The 13828-nt window shown below is 70.5% G+C and carries 13 protein-coding genes; 5 read left to right on the forward strand and 8 right to left on the reverse strand.

Going from position 1 to position 13828, the window contains the following annotated elements:
• Positions 1 to 285: 285 nt before the first annotated feature.
• From otsB to KBX08_RS27010, 4 genes are all read right to left on the reverse strand, one after another.
• Positions 286 to 2850 carry a trehalose-phosphatase gene (gene otsB / locus KBX08_RS26995; RefSeq protein ID WP_210786158.1) on the reverse strand — a complete coding sequence of 855 codons (2565 nt, stop codon included), beginning with the start codon at positions 2848 to 2850 and terminating at the stop codon, positions 286 to 288.
• Positions 2851 to 2891: 41 nt separating this feature from the next.
• Entirely contained in the window at positions 2892 to 4292 is a 1401-nt protein-coding gene (locus KBX08_RS27000; RefSeq protein WP_124817234.1) for a trehalose-6-phosphate synthase, read from the reverse strand.
• Between the two features lie 142 nt (positions 4293 to 4434).
• A complete protein-coding gene (locus KBX08_RS27005; RefSeq protein WP_210786149.1) occupies positions 4435 to 4821 on the reverse strand; it encodes a hypothetical protein in 387 nt (128 codons plus the stop codon).
• Complete coding sequence (locus KBX08_RS27010) at positions 4814 to 5098, reverse strand: hypothetical protein (RefSeq protein WP_210786150.1); 285 nt, start codon at positions 5096 to 5098, stop codon at positions 4814 to 4816. Before KBX08_RS27010 ends, KBX08_RS27005 begins: the two co-directional genes overlap by 8 nt.
• A gap of 210 nt (positions 5099 to 5308) precedes the next feature.
• On the opposite strand from KBX08_RS27010, the gene ettA reads away from it, so the two are divergent.
• The 4 genes from ettA to KBX08_RS27030 all read left to right on the forward strand — a co-directional run bounded on the left by ettA (position 5309) and on the right by KBX08_RS27030 (position 8894).
• The gene (ettA, locus tag KBX08_RS27015; protein ID WP_210786151.1) at positions 5309 to 6985 is read left to right on the forward strand and encodes an energy-dependent translational throttle protein EttA; all 1677 of its coding nucleotides are present in this window, start codon (positions 5309 to 5311) and stop codon (positions 6983 to 6985) included.
• Positions 6986 to 6997: 12 nt separating this feature from the next.
• Complete coding sequence (locus KBX08_RS27020) at positions 6998 to 7444, forward strand: thioesterase family protein (protein ID WP_112584127.1); 447 nt, start codon at positions 6998 to 7000, stop codon at positions 7442 to 7444.
• Positions 7441 to 8178 carry a hypothetical protein gene (locus tag KBX08_RS27025; RefSeq protein ID WP_210786152.1) on the forward strand — a complete coding sequence of 246 codons (738 nt, stop codon included), beginning with the start codon at positions 7441 to 7443 and terminating at the stop codon, positions 8176 to 8178. Before KBX08_RS27020 ends, KBX08_RS27025 begins: the two co-directional genes overlap by 4 nt.
• Positions 8179 to 8309: 131 nt before the next feature.
• On the forward strand, positions 8310 to 8894 hold the full coding sequence (locus tag KBX08_RS27030) for a YbjN domain-containing protein (RefSeq protein WP_112676053.1): 585 nt from the start codon (positions 8310 to 8312) through the stop codon (positions 8892 to 8894).
• A 21-nt stretch (positions 8895 to 8915) separates the two neighbouring features.
• On the opposite strand, the gene KBX08_RS27035 is transcribed toward KBX08_RS27030, so the two are convergent.
• From KBX08_RS27035 to KBX08_RS27045, 3 genes are all read right to left on the reverse strand, one after another.
• On the reverse strand, positions 8916 to 9344 hold the full coding sequence (locus KBX08_RS27035) for a globin (RefSeq protein ID WP_307850661.1): 429 nt from the start codon (positions 9342 to 9344) through the stop codon (positions 8916 to 8918).
• Between the two features lie 123 nt (positions 9345 to 9467).
• Positions 9468 to 10853: an MFS transporter gene (locus KBX08_RS27040; protein WP_210786159.1), complete on the reverse strand. Its 1386-nt coding sequence runs from the start codon at positions 10851 to 10853 to the stop codon at positions 9468 to 9470.
• Positions 10854 to 11086: 233 nt separating this feature from the next.
• Complete coding sequence (locus KBX08_RS27045) at positions 11087 to 12145, reverse strand: mechanosensitive ion channel family protein (protein ID WP_210786154.1); 1059 nt, start codon at positions 12143 to 12145, stop codon at positions 11087 to 11089.
• Between the two features lie 290 nt (positions 12146 to 12435).
• On the opposite strand from KBX08_RS27045, the gene KBX08_RS27050 reads away from it, so the two are divergent.
• Entirely contained in the window at positions 12436 to 12972 is a 537-nt protein-coding gene (locus KBX08_RS27050) for an HNH endonuclease (RefSeq protein WP_203150542.1), read from the forward strand.
• A gap of 15 nt (positions 12973 to 12987) precedes the next feature.
• On the opposite strand, the gene KBX08_RS27055 is transcribed toward KBX08_RS27050, so the two are convergent.
• Positions 12988 to 13828, reverse strand: an 841-nt coding sequence (locus tag KBX08_RS27055) for a DUF6194 family protein (protein ID WP_210786155.1), incomplete at its 5' end; no start/stop codon positions are given.

The following is a 13828-nucleotide window of genomic DNA, read 5'->3' on the forward strand; positions in this document are numbered from 1 at the left end:
GCGGCGGTTGCCGGTGGCTGTGGCTTCCGGTCCGGGACCCGGTTGTCCTGTTCGGCCTCGGCGGCGTCGGCGCGGCCCGTAAACCGAAGCTCGCTCGACCACACCGGCGACGCCCCACTACTGTGCCTGATCCACGCCGGCAGCAGCGCTGTGCTGCCGTACGTGCACTGGACGGTGCCCACCGACCTCGGCGCCCACCTGTACGGGTGGCAACCGAGCCTGCCGTACCCGCAGTGACCGACGGGGCCGGAGCATGCGCTCCGACCCCGTCGTACGAGCTGTCGACTACTGCTTGAGCATGTTGTCCAGCAGCAGGGCACAGCGGACCAGACCGAGGTGGCTGTACGCCTGCGGGTGGTTGCCCAGGCCGCGCTCCGCAAGCGGGTCGTACTGCTCGGGGAGCAGCCCGGTCGGGCCGGCGGTCAGCACCATCTGCGCGAACAGCTCCTCGGCGTCGGTGCGGCGGCCGGTGCGCAGGTACGCCTCGATCAGCCACGCCGTGCAGATGTGGAAGCCGCCCTCACGGCCGGGCAGGCCGTCGTCCCAGTGGTAGCGGTAGACGACCGGGCCGCTGCGCAGGTCCGCCTCGATCCGCAGGACGGTGGACAGGAAGCGCGGGTCGTCACCCGGGAGCAGGCCGGAGAGGCCGATCCAGAGCGACGAGGCGTCCATGTCCTCGTCCCCGTACGCGACGCTGTACGCCTCGACGTCGGAGTGCCAGCCGTGCTCCAGCACGTTGGCGCCGATCCGGTCGCGCAGGTCCTTCCACTCGGGCCGGTCCTCGCCGCCGTGCTCGCGCATCACGTGCAGCGCGCGGTCGACTGTCATCCAGCACATCACCTTGGAGAAGACGTGGTGCCGGGGTGGCAGCCGGGCCTCCCAGATGCCGTGGTCGGGCTCGTGCCAGCGGCGGCGGACCGCCTCGACCATGTTCTCCAGGACCCGCCACTCGTCGTCGCGGACCGAACCGCGAGCGTCGGCGACGGCCGCGATCAGGTCGGCGATCGGGCCGAAGACGTCCAGCTGCAACTGGTGGTTGGCGAGGTTGCCGACCCGGACCGGCCGGGAGCCGGCGTACCCGGGCAGCGTGTCGATGACCGCCTCGGCACCCAGCTCGTAGCCGTCGATGGTGTAGAGCGGGTGCAGTCGCTCCGGGTGCCCGCCGGTGCGCTCGATGCAGCCGTCCACCCAGCGCAGCAGCGCCTCGGCCTCCTCGACGGAGCCCAGGTCGACAAGTGCGCGGGCGGTCAGCGCGGCGTCGCGCAGCCAGCAGTAGCGGTAGTCCCAGTTGCGGACGCCGCCCAGCTCCTCGGGGAGCGAGGTGGTCGCCGCGGCCAGGATCGAGCCGGTGGCTTCGTGGCAGAGCCCGCGCAGGGTGAGGGCGCTGCGCGCGACCAGGTCACGGGCGGTGGACGGCAGCCGCAGCGAGGCCACCCAGTCCTTCCACGGCTGCTCGGCGGCGGCCTGCCGCTCGTGGATCGGCACCCGGTGGTGCTCCAGGCTGTGCGTGCCGAAGCGCAGCTCCAGCACTACCTGCCCACCGGCGGCGGAGAGGTCGACGATCGCCTTGGCGGTCTCGTACCCTCCGTCGTTGCCGACCTCCCACTCCACGCCGGGGGCGTAGAGCGCGACCGGTTCGTTGGAGCCGAGCACCAGCAGGCCGTCGCCGAGCGGCTGCAACTGGACGGCCACCTGACCGAACTCGGGCCTCGGCGCGAACTCCACCTTGGCCTTGCCGCTGCCGGTCAGCACCCGGACCAGGGTCGAGTCGCCGGTGATGACCGCCGGGCTGTCGTCCGGGGTGGTTTCCCGGGCCGGCTTGTCCAGCCAGTCGGTGACGGTGAGCCCGGACCAGCGGGTCTCCACTGTCATCGTGCCGGAGCGGTAGCGCTGGCCCAGCGGGATGCCGCCACGTTCCGGGGTGATGCTGAAGTGGCCGGCCGGGCTGCCACCGACCAGGTCGGCGAAGATCGCCGCCGAATCCGGCTTGGGGTGGCAGAGCCAGCTCACCTTGGCCTCGGGGGTGAGCAGAGCGACGGTACGACCGTTTGCCAGCATGGAGTGCCGTTCGATCGGCACCGCCCGCTCACCGAACAGCCAGTGCCGCCGGGTCTCCAGCAGCAGAGCCAGCGCGCGGGCGGCCTCCAGCGGGTCGGCCACCCGGTAGCTGGCCTGGGTGTCGCCGGGGCCGATCTTGATGCCGAGGTCGGGACCGTGCAGGTGGCCGAACCCGTTCTCGTCGGTGATGTCGTCGCCGATGAACAGCACCGCGCTGGAGGCGAGCTGGGTCCGCAGCTGGTCGAGTGCGGTGCCCTTGTGGGTGGCCACCACGGAGAGTTCGATGACCTCCTTGCCCTGGGTCACCGTGACGCCGTCGAAGGTGGCCGGACCGTTGCGGACCGCCTCGATGGCGGCGGCGGCGATCTGAGGGTCGACCCCACGGGTGTGCATCGCGACGCTCGCCGGTTTGCGTTCCAGCCGGATGCCCGGGTGCTGGGCGGCGATCTCACGCAGCGCGTTGCGGACCTGGGTCCGCACGGCGACCAGCTCGGGGGAGAGCCGCTCGACGAAGCCGATGTCGAACTCGGAGCCGTGACTGCCGACGAGGTGCACCTCGCTGGGCAGCCGCGAGAGTGCGGCCAGGTCGCGCAGCGCCCGACCGGAGACCACAGCCACTGTGGTCTGCGGCAGCGCGGCGAGCGCGCGGACCGCGGCGACCGACTCGGGCAGCGGTACGGCCGTGCTCGGGTCCTCCACGATCGGCGCCAGCGTGCCGTCGTAGTCGCAGGCGACCAGGAGTTGGGGGACCCGGGCGATCCGGCCGATGGCGGAACGCAACTCAGGGTCCATGACCCCGGTGGCGTTTGCCGCCCCATCGTTGACGGACGTGTTCACTCGGCCTCCGCCTCGGGAACTCCGAGCTCCGAGAGGAAAGACTTGGCCCAGTGGCCCACGTCGTGGGTACGCAGGTGACGTTGCATTGTCCGCATCCGGCGGCGTGCCTCGGTTTTCTCCACGTGCACTGCCCGGAGGAGGGCGTCCTTGACCGCGTCCGGGTCGTGCGGGTTACACAAAAATGCCTGGCGAAGCTCGGTGGCGGCACCGGCGAACTCACTGAGTACGAGCGCGCCACCCTGGTCGGCACGTGATGCTACGTATTCCTTCGCCACGAGGTTCATTCCGTCTCGCAGCGGGGTCACCATCATCACGTCGGCAGCAACGTACATCGCCGCCAGCTCAGTGCGACTGTACGACTGATGGAGGTAATGGACCGCAGGCACGCCGACCCTGCCGAACTCGCCGTTGATCCGACCGACCTCGCGCTCCACCTTCACCCGTAGTGCCTGGTAGTGCTCCACGCGCTCGCGGCTGGGCGTGGCGACCTGAACCATGACCGCGTCGGGAACTGTCAACTTTCCGTCAGCCAGCAGCTCCCGGAAGGCCTTGAGCCGCAACTCGATGCCCTTTGTGTAATCCAGCCGGTCCACGCCCAGGATTATCGTCTTCGGGTCGCCCAGCTCGGCGCGAATCTGCTTGGCCCGGGCCTGGATCGCCGGATCGGCGGCCATCCGCTCCATCTCCTGGGTGTCGATCGAGATGGGGAAGGCGCCCGCCTTCACCTGGCGACCGTCGACCTGGATCATCTGCCCCTCGTAGCGCAGCCCGAGCAGGTGCCGGGCCAGCCGGACGAAGTTCTGCGCGGCCAGCCGCTGCTGGAACCCGACCAGGTCGGCGCCGAGCAGACCGCGCAGGATCTCGGTACGGAACGGCATCTGCATGAACAGCTCGATCGGCGGGAACGGGATGTGCAGGAAGAACCCGATCCGCAGGTCCGGGCGGAGCTCACGGAGCATCGCCGGCACCAACTGGAGCTGGTAGTCCTGCACCCAGACCGTCGCGCCCTCGGCCGCCACGTCGGCTGCGGCCTCCGCGAACCGGGCGTTGACCAGGCGGTACGCCTCCCGCCACCGGCGCTTGTAGGCCGGCGTCTCCACCGCGTCGTGGTAGAGCGGCCAGATCGTCGCGTTGGACTGGCCCTCGTAGTAGCGCTCCAGCTCCTCGGCGCTGAGCGGGACCGGGTGCAGCCGGATGCCCTCCAGGTCGAACGGCTCGGGGGCGGCGCCGGTGCCACCGGCCCAGCCGACCCAGGTGCCCTTGTGTTCGGCGAGTACGGGATGCAGCGCGGTGACCAGCCCGCCAGGGCTGCGTCGCCACTGCCGGCCCTCGGGTGTGCTCACCTCGTCGACCGGCAGACGGTTCGCCACTACGACAAAGGAGCTACGGACGGTCACGATCGGCCACCTCCGGGTACTGACGGGTCCACCGCGATGAGCGTACTGAGCGTAGCTGCGGCGTCTTGTGCCCCGTGCCGGAGTCTCCTACCCGCCTCGGTGCGACCGAATCCTAAGGGTGATCTTGTCGACAGCCCGCCGGTCAGAGGTCGATGATCGGCCATTCCTTCGGCAGTACCTCGCCGAGCAACTCCCGCCGATCCGTCATGATCGGTGTAATCGCCCGAGCCGCCTCCATCGCAGCCTGGGCCAGGTCCATGCCGCCGAGGGTTCGCGACCAGCCGCCGAGAATGGCGCACATGTCGTGCTCGACGGGCGTGACCATGACCTGCTCCAGGTCGCCGACGATGTCGAGCAGTGGCCAGCCGTCGCTGGTCACCTGGCGGTACGCGGCTGCGAGGCAGAGCGCGGGGACGATCACGCCTTGCCCCTTGTCCGCGACTTTCGCAATCTGCTCCCCGACCGCTTCCATGCCTTCCGAGTAGGCGAGGAGGCAGCCCGTGTCGAGGACGAGGCCGGCATCAGTCACGAATGGTCATCCGTCCGCGAGACGCCGCGCCCAGCAGGGCAGCTGCCTTGGATCGCAGTTCCGGGGTGATCTTCGCCTGTGCCTCGTCGAGTTGCCTGCCCGCCTCGGCGAGACCTTCATCAGTGAGCCGGAAGCCCACCTGTCGAAGTGCCCGCCGCGTGCGCTCGCCAGCCATCCGCTGACGAACGGAGTCGGTGATGAAGGCGGAGACGTTGGATTCCTCGGCCAGCCGCTCCGCCACGTCATCCGGCACGCTGATGGCGATCTTCTTGGTCATACCAGGTACGCTAGCGGGTGATACCACGGTCGGCAAGGAGGCGCGCTCGGGTACACCTGGGGCGGGGTGATGTGGGCGAAGCGCGCCGTACCTGTCAGGATTGACGATGGCGTGCGCGCGGCCGGCTCCCGGCCGGCGGCGGCGGGCGGTCCTCGCAGCCCGCGCCGCGCCGCCGATCAGCGACAGCAACCGACGGAGGTAGCCCGCACCGTGGCCCAGTACATCTACGTTCTGGAAAAGGCGCGCAAGGCGCACGGCGACAAGGTCGTGCTCGACAACGTCACGTTGAGCTTCCTGCCGGGAGCCAAGATCGGTGTGCTCGGTCCGAACGGCGCCGGTAAGTCCAGCCTGCTCAAGATCATGGCAGGGCTGGACAAGCCGAGCAACGGCGAGGCCCGACTCATGCCCGGCTACACCGTCGGCATGCTCGCTCAGGAGCCCCCGCTCAACGAGGCCAAGACCGTCCTCGGCAACGTCGAGGAGGCGGTCGCCGAGACCAAGGCCAAGCTGGAGCGGTTCAACAAGATCGCCGAGCAGATGGCCACCGACTACTCCGACGAGCTGATGGAGGAGATGGGCAAGCTCCAGGAGGAGCTGGACCACCTCGACGCCTGGGACGTCGACTCCAAGCTCGAACTGGCCATGGACGCGCTGCGCTGCCCGCCGCCGGACGCCGACGTGACCCAGCTCTCCGGTGGTGAGCGTCGCCGGGTCGCGCTCTGCAAGCTGCTGCTGGAGGCGCCCGACCTGCTGCTGCTCGACGAGCCCACCAACCACCTGGACGCCGAGAGCGTCTCCTGGCTGGAGCAGCACCTGGCGAAGTACGCCGGCACCGTCATGGCGATCACCCACGACCGGTACTTCCTCGACAACGTGGCCGGCTGGATCCTCGAGCTCGACCGCGGCCGGGCCATCGGCTACGAGGGCAACTACTCCACCTACCTGGAGAAGAAGGCCGCCCGGCTGGCCGTCGAGGGCCGCCGCGACGCCAAGATGAAGAAGCGCCTCACCGAGGAGCTGGAGTGGGTCCGCTCCAACGCCAAGGCCCGGCAGACCAAGTCCAAGGCCCGCCTGGACCGGTACGACGAGATGGCCAACGAGGCGGAGAAGACCCGCAAGCTCGACTTCGAGGAGATCCAGATCCCGCCGGGCCCGCGCCTGGGCAGCACTGTGATCGAGGCGGTCGACCTCAGCAAGGGCTTCGGCGACCGGCTGTTGATCGACAACCTGTCGTTCTCGCTGCCGCGCAACGGCATCGTCGGCATCATCGGCCCCAACGGCGTCGGCAAGACCACCCTGTTCAAGACCATCGTCGGGCTGGAGGAGCCGACCGGCGGCCAGGTCCGGGTCGGCCCCACCGTCTCGCTGTCGTACGTCGACCAGAACCGCGAGGGCCTCAACGGCGACAAGACCGTCTGGGAGGTCGTGTCCGACGGGCTGGACTACCTGATGGTGGGCAAGGTCGAGATGCCGTCGCGGGCGTACATCGCCGCGTTCGGCTTCAAGGGACCGGACCAGCAGAAGCCGACGAAGGTGCTCTCCGGCGGTGAGCGAAACCGGCTCAACCTGGCGCTGACCCTGAAGATCGGCGGCAACGTCATCCTGCTCGACGAGCCGACGAACGACCTGGACGTGGAGACGCTGTCCAGCCTGGAGAACGCGCTGCTGGAGTTCCCCGGCTGCGCCGTGGTCATCTCGCACGACCGGATGTTCCTGGACCGCGTCGCCACGCACATCCTGGCCTGGGAGGGCGACGACCAGGACCCGTCCCGGTGGTTCTGGTTCGAGGGCAACTTCGAGGCGTACGAGAAGAACAAGATCGACCGTCTCGGCGCGGAGGCTGCCCGGCCGCACCGGGTGACCTACCGCAAGCTGACCCGCGACTGACCGGCCGAGAAGGTGTCTGACCGCTTCGTCTACCACTGCACCCTGCGCTGGTCCGACCTGGACGCGTACGGCCACGTCAACAACTCGCGCTTCCTCACCCTGTACGAGGAGGCGCGGGTGGCGTTGATGTTCGCCGGCGGCCGGGCCTGGGGCGTCGGGTCGTTCGCCGACGGGGTGGTGATCCGCCGGCACGAGGTCGACTACCTGCGCCCGGTCGACTACGCGCTCGGCCGGGCCACCGCGGAGGCGGCACCCACAGTGCGGATCGAGCTGTGGGTGGAGGAGATCCGGGCCTCCCGGTTCACAGTCGCCTACGAGTTGTACGACGGTGAGGTGCTGGCCAGCCGGGCCCGCTCGGTGCTGGTGCCGTTCGACCTGACCCGCCAGGTGCCCCGGCGGATCACCACCGAGGAACGGGACTTCCTGCTCACGTACGCGCCGCAGGGCGGTGTGGCGTGACCCGGCCGGGCACCGCCGAGCCGGGCCGGACGGCGGCGTCCACCCACGGTGTCGCCGGGGTGGCGGACGCGGGCGCCTTCCTGGCCAGGCTGGTCCGGTTGGATCCGGTCGCGCCGGTCCGGCTGCGGCCGGCCGGCGCACCGGGCCGGGTCGCCCTGTGGGCCCGGCTGCCGTGGCAGGTCCTGGTGGTCCGCACGGTTGCCGGTGGGCCGGCCGACGGCGTCGCGGAGGACGTCACAGTGGCGGCCGCGGAGCTGCTCGCCGAGCTGGAGCGGGGCGGTACGACCCGGCCGACCCGCCGGGACGCCCAGTGGCGGTGGCCGCTGCCGCCGACGCGGAGCCGCCAGGTGGAGGCGTTGCCAGTTGCCGAGTTGCGCCGGATCGCCGACGCGGCGGCGGGCACCCTGCGGACGGCGAGCGAGCAGGGTGTGGCCGGCCGTGCCGTCGGCCAGCGGGCCCTGCGTGACGCGTTACTCGACCACGTGGCGGTGCTGATCACCCCGGACGGGACGCCCGCCGCGCCGGTCGAGGTGCCGCAGCGGCTGGTGCAGGGGGTGGTCCGGATGGGCTTCCTCGGCGCCGCCCACGGCCCGGCGGCTGCCGAGGGCGGGGACGCCGTTCAGGTGCGGGTGGCCGGTCGTTGGGTCGGCCTGGTGGGACCGCACGGAGCGGCTTGGTTGCAGAAGGCCACGGATCTTGCCGTGACACCCCTGAGCGCTCGTCCGAACGGATGACCCCGGATCATTCTTCTGGTCAGGGGCGGTCGTTGGGGGGGTGCTTCAACCCGGCTGTCCGGGTACCGTCCATCCTCGGATCCAACGCACCGTAGGCGACTGGATCCGCTGGGGAGTGAGGTGCGCGAGCGATGCCGTGGTGGTCATGGCGCCCCGGTCCCGCCGACGGCGGCGATCCGGAAACCCGAAGCGGGATCACAGTCGATAACGCGGTCCGGATCGGGCCGCCCAGCCCTCGACAGCCGGGGGACGACTGCCCGTCCAACGAGCGGCCCGTGCTGACCGAGATGCCCGCCACCGTCGAGCCGGTGAGTCTGCGCCGGGTCTGTGACGCGCTCGATCTGCTCGACGTGCGTTATCTGGCCGACGGCGACGGCAACCTGCTGGCGATGTGGGAGCGGCACGCGGTGCTGGTCACCCTCGAAGGGCCGGAGGACGAGATCCTGGTCATGCGGGCACGTCCGCACGCCACGGTCCCGCCGGACTGGGCCGACCGGGCGTACCGGGTGGTCAACGAGTGGAACCACACCCGCCGGTTCTGCAAGGCGTACATCGGTGACCCGACCGAGCGCGGTCAGCTACCGATCTACGCCGAGCTTCAGGTGCCCCTGGGTGCCGGCACCCACGACGCGCTCCTGGTCGAGATGCTCGACTGCGGCGCGGCGGTCGCCACCAGCTTTGTGGACTGGCTGCACGACGAGGGCGCGCTGCTCTGACGCCGCTGCCGGTGGGGTGGGTCAGCCGCCGTTTGCCGGGTCGTCCTCGACGTTGACCATGAAGTACGCGGCCCGCTCCAGGTAGTCCCAGAGGGTCGCGGCGATCTCCGGCTCAAGGTCGAGCCGGTCCACGGCGCGGCGCATGTTCCGCAGCCAGGCGTCCCGTTCGGCCGCGCCGATCCGGAACGGCGCGTGGCGCATCCGCAGCCGCGGGTGCCCGCGCTGGGCGGAGTACGTGTTCGGTCCGCCCCAGTACTGCATCAGGAACAGGGTCATCCGGTCCGCGGCGGGGCCCAGGTCCTCCTCCGGGTACATGGGTCGCAGCAGGGGGTCGGTGGCGACGCCGGCGTAGAACTCGTCGACCAGCTTGCGGAAGGTGGGTTCGCCGCCGACCGCTTCGAAGAGGGTCATCGACGCACCGGGACGGTCGGATTCACCTGCGGAAGTCACCGTTCCATCCTGCCAGGTGTGTCCGGTGACGACCCGACCCGCACGGCGTGCGTCGGATCACGCCGGGTCGACAACCCCGAATGTCGGGCACCCGGCCTGCACGGGCAGAGGTCGGTGCGGCGGTCAGGTGACCGCGTGCCGGCGGTGGCCGTCACCGGCATGCGGGTCGGGCGTGCCTTCCACCGGGCGGTCGCTGGCCGGGTCGCCGAGCCCGGAGGGCGGCGGATCGCCGTTGGCCAACGAGGCGGCAGTGATCGCATCGTCCACCGTCTGCCGGTCCGGCCAACGCAGCGTGGCCACCGCCATCAGCACCACCCCGGCTGCGCTCCAGACCCCCACCACGATCGGAATGGGGAACCGTTCGGCGAGCATCCCGGTGACCAGCACCGCGAGGCCCTGGATGACCTGGATGCCGGTGGCCATCACCCCGAAGGCGCGGGCTCGGAAGCCGTTGGGCAGCGCCTGGACGAACAACCCATTGGCCATCGGCATCATGCCGGCGACCGCGAACCCGCAGAGCGCGGCGAGCAGCGCGACCACCAGCGGCGGGGGGTCGAGCAGCACCGGTACGAGCATCAACGGGGCGAGCACCGCGAGCGGCCGCATCAGCTTCAGTCGGCGAGCCGGCCCGAACAGGCGACTCACCAGCAACCCACCGAGGATGAAGCCGATCGGGTTGGCCACCATGATCGCCGCCTGTGCGGTGCCCGCGCTCACCGCGCCGCGGCTCTCCTCGTTGGCCCAGGCTGCGGCCAGACCCTCGGGAACGATCGAGAAGAGCATCGAACTGAACACCAGCACCGCGATGGCCCGCAGCACCGGTGTGCGGAAGACCATGCCGAACCCCTGCCGAGTCTCCTGCAGCAGGTGGCTGCGGTGCTCCGGGTTCATCACCGCCGGGCGGTGGCGCACACCGAGGCGAACCAGCAGCGCCGAGAGACCGAACGTGACCGCGTTGAACAGCAGCGCCGCCTCCGGGTCGACAGCGGCGACAGCGGCGCCGAAGACGTACCCCACGACCTGGGCGGCCTGTCCGACGCTGCTGTTCAGCGACAGCCCCAGCACCAGTCGGTCCCCGGTGAGCAACTGTGGGATCAGCGCGGACTTCGCCGCCTGGCTCGGCGGGTTGGCAAGCGTGGCGGCGAAGATGAGCACCAGCACCGCCTGGTACGGCAGGCCCGGAATGGCGATGAGCAGCATCAGCGCCATCCGGATGAGGTCGCATGCCACCATCACCCGTCGGAACGGGTACCGCTCCGCGAGTGCGGCGAGCACGGGACCGCCGAGCAGCCAGGGCAGGAAGCTGACCGCGAAGGCAGCCGCGGAGAGCGCGACGGACCGGGTCTGCTGATAGACGAGCAGGGTGACGGCGGCCTTCGCGACATAGTCGCCGACCCAGGACAGAGCGCCAGCCACGAACACAGCCCGGAACTCGTGCTGGCCGAAGACTTCGCGGAATGTGGCGGGGCCTTCCGCGGAAGGTCGCTCGTCAGGCACCGTCGCCTCCATCGGCCCCGGCTCGGCCACTCGTGGCAGCCCGGCCGGAAGCGCTCGTCAGATCTACGGATCAGCGAGGATGTGATCACGCTTTGGTGGGAACGCGTGCTCCGGATTCTGCCCGATCGTCTGACAACTAGCTAGGTCGAACGGGCCGTTCGTCGCCTCCCCGACTGAACGAACGGACGATACCCGAGGGGCCGGCCGGATCGCGACCCCTGAATCGCCGGACAGTGTCGGCGGTGTCAGGTGGCGCCGCCCTGACCGGTCTCACCCTCGGGCAACGGCCGGGGCGACAGGCCGGGATAGATGCGGGCCGCAGCGATCTGCGCGGTGATCCCCGAATTCTCCAGCGCCTCGGCGAGACGCCGACGCAGTTCCCGGCCCACCGCGAACTGCCCGTCCGCTGTCGTCTTCACCACGGTGCGGATGACCGCGCCGTCCACCGTCACCTGCTCGACACCCAGCACCTCGGGCGCCTCCACGATCTCCGGTGACAACTCCGGGTCCATCGCGACCGAGGCGGCCGCGGTCCGCAGCACCGCGGTGGCCTCCTCGGTGCTGTTGAAACCGATCGGCAGGTCCACCACCACGAGGGCCCAGCCCTGGCTCTTGTTGCCCACCCGGATGATCTCGCCGTTGCGGATGTACCAGAGCACGCCGCGGCCGTCGCGCACCGTGGTGACTCGCAGGCCGACCGACTCGACCACGCCCATCGCCTCGCCCAGGTCGACGTTGTCACCCACGCCGTACTGGTCCTCGATCAGCATGAACAGGCCCGCGATCAGGTCCTTCACCAGGCTCTGCGCGCCGAAGCCCAGCGCGACGCCGGCGATCCCCGCGCTGGCCAGCAGCGGTGCCAGGTCGAAGCTGAACTCCCGCAGGATCATCAGCAGCGCGATGCCGAAGACGAACGCGGTGGTCAGGCTGCGCAGCACCGATCCGATCGCCTCGGCCCGCTGCCTCCGTCGCTCGGGCACGAACTCGGCGGGGTCGACCGCGGCGGTGGGTACCCGCTCGCGCAGCGGTCGCAGCATCGTCGGCACCGCACCGTCGGTGGTGGTCCGAACCAACCGGTTGATCGTCCGGTGCAGCGCCCAGCGGGCCACCATCGCCAACGCCAGGATCAGCAGCACCCGAAGCGGTTTGAGCAGGATCCAGTAGCTTCCCTCGGCGAACCAGGCCGACCCGGTGATCCGGTAGATCCACTCGCAGGAGGTGCTGCCCTGGCAGCTCACCGAGACGGCGTCGGACAGGGCTAGGGGCGTCACGCTGGCGGCACTCACTATGTCTTCGTACCGCAAGGGGCCCGAGCGCCCGCCGCCGACCCACCGGCCGGGGCAGGTCCGGTACCGGTGAGACCGGCGGCGGGGTGTCGCACGTCAGCGTCCGCCCAGGCTGGAGCAGCTGCCCGTCCCGGCGCGGGTGATCCGCTTACCAGAAGAGAGATTAGTACGTGCAATCCGGGGTCCGATCAGGGACTATTGGCGCAACGGACGTCGGTGATCGGCCCGGCGTCGACCGTGTGGGCCCTTGTGCCCGGCCCCGGTCGGCGGCGGTCCCCAGCAGCCGCTGAACCGGGAGGGTGAGCGCGATGCCTGACATACGACCCACGGTGGGCTCCGGCGCGCTGGTTCTCAACGCCACCTACGAGCCGCTGTGTGTCGTGTCGGTGCGTCGCGCCGCGATCCTGGTCCTCTCCGCCAAGGCGGTCTGCGTCGCCGACGGTGACGGCATCCTGCACAGCGCCCGGGACGCGCTCCCGGTGCCATCCGTGGTCCGGCTGACGCGCTTCGTCCGGGTGCCGTACCGAACGCATGTCGGGCTGTCCCGCCGGGCGATCTTCGCCCGGGACGGGTGGCGGTGCGCCTACTGCCGGGGTCCGGCCGAGACCATCGACCACGTCTTTCCGCGTAGCCGGGGTGGCCGGCACGCCTGGGAGAACGTGGTCGCCGCGTGTGCCCGGTGCAACCACACAAAGGGCGACAAGACGCCGGCCGAGATGGGGTGGCGGTTAAACGCGTTGCCGGCCGCCCCGAAGGGCACCGCCTGGCGGGTGCTGGGCCACCGCGCCCCCGATCCCCGCTGGGCCGACTGGCTGGACCTGCGGGAGCCCGAGGCAGCCGCCTGACCCCGCACGGCGTGGTCAGGCTCCGGATTGCGGGCGGATTGCCCGGCGCGCTGCGCGTTCGTGGCGGTCGACCGCTCGGCGGTGCGCGATCGCGAGTAGCCGGTCGATCTCGGGCAGCAGTCGCGGACCGGGCATGACGATGCTGGCGAAGCCGTACTGTGCGTAGCCCGGGTGCGGTACGAGGGTGTCCAGTCGGGCGAAGTCGAACTCGTGCCGGTGCTCCTCGAACGCCTTGGGCGGGAAGCCGAACAGCCGCTCGAACTCGGCCCGGCCCAGGTCCAGGTTGAGGCGGAAGACGCCGGGCCGGTCAAGCTGTGCGGCCTCGTCGAAGCCGGGCACGTCGTGCTCGACGATGGTGGCGAACGGCTGGCGGCGGTCCGGGCCGACGAAGAAGAACCGGTCGCCCCAGGCCGCCTCGGGTGATCCGTTCTCCTCGCTCGCCACGATCTGCTCGACGCCGGGCAGTGCGGCGATCCGGTCGGCAAGCACGGCCGTGTCGACACCGGTCGGGACGTGCAGGACCGCGTCGGCGTGTTCGATGGTGGCCTGGTCCAGCGGGAAGTAGCGGTAGTCGTGCGTCCGCTGCTCGGCCGCTCCGATGCCGGACGTCGGCAGGTACCGGGGAAGGTTGGTCTCCTGCTGGAGCCGGCCCTCGTAGGTGGCAGGGGCGGGCGGCCCGATGCCGAGTGCCGGGCTCGCGCCGAGGCTGCCGGCGATCACCGCGTACCGGTCGCCCAGCAGCGACGCGATGATGGCGCCGGCGCCGGCCCAGGACACCTGCGAGTCGGCCAGCGTCATCGTGCTCAGATGACGCTGGAGGTGCGTGTTGTGCGCGAAGACCAGTGTGGGCCCGCGG

The organism is Micromonospora sp. H61, assembly GCF_018070325.1.
In the GTDB taxonomy this organism is placed as follows: domain Bacteria; phylum Actinomycetota; class Actinomycetes; order Mycobacteriales; family Micromonosporaceae; genus Micromonospora; species Micromonospora salmantinae.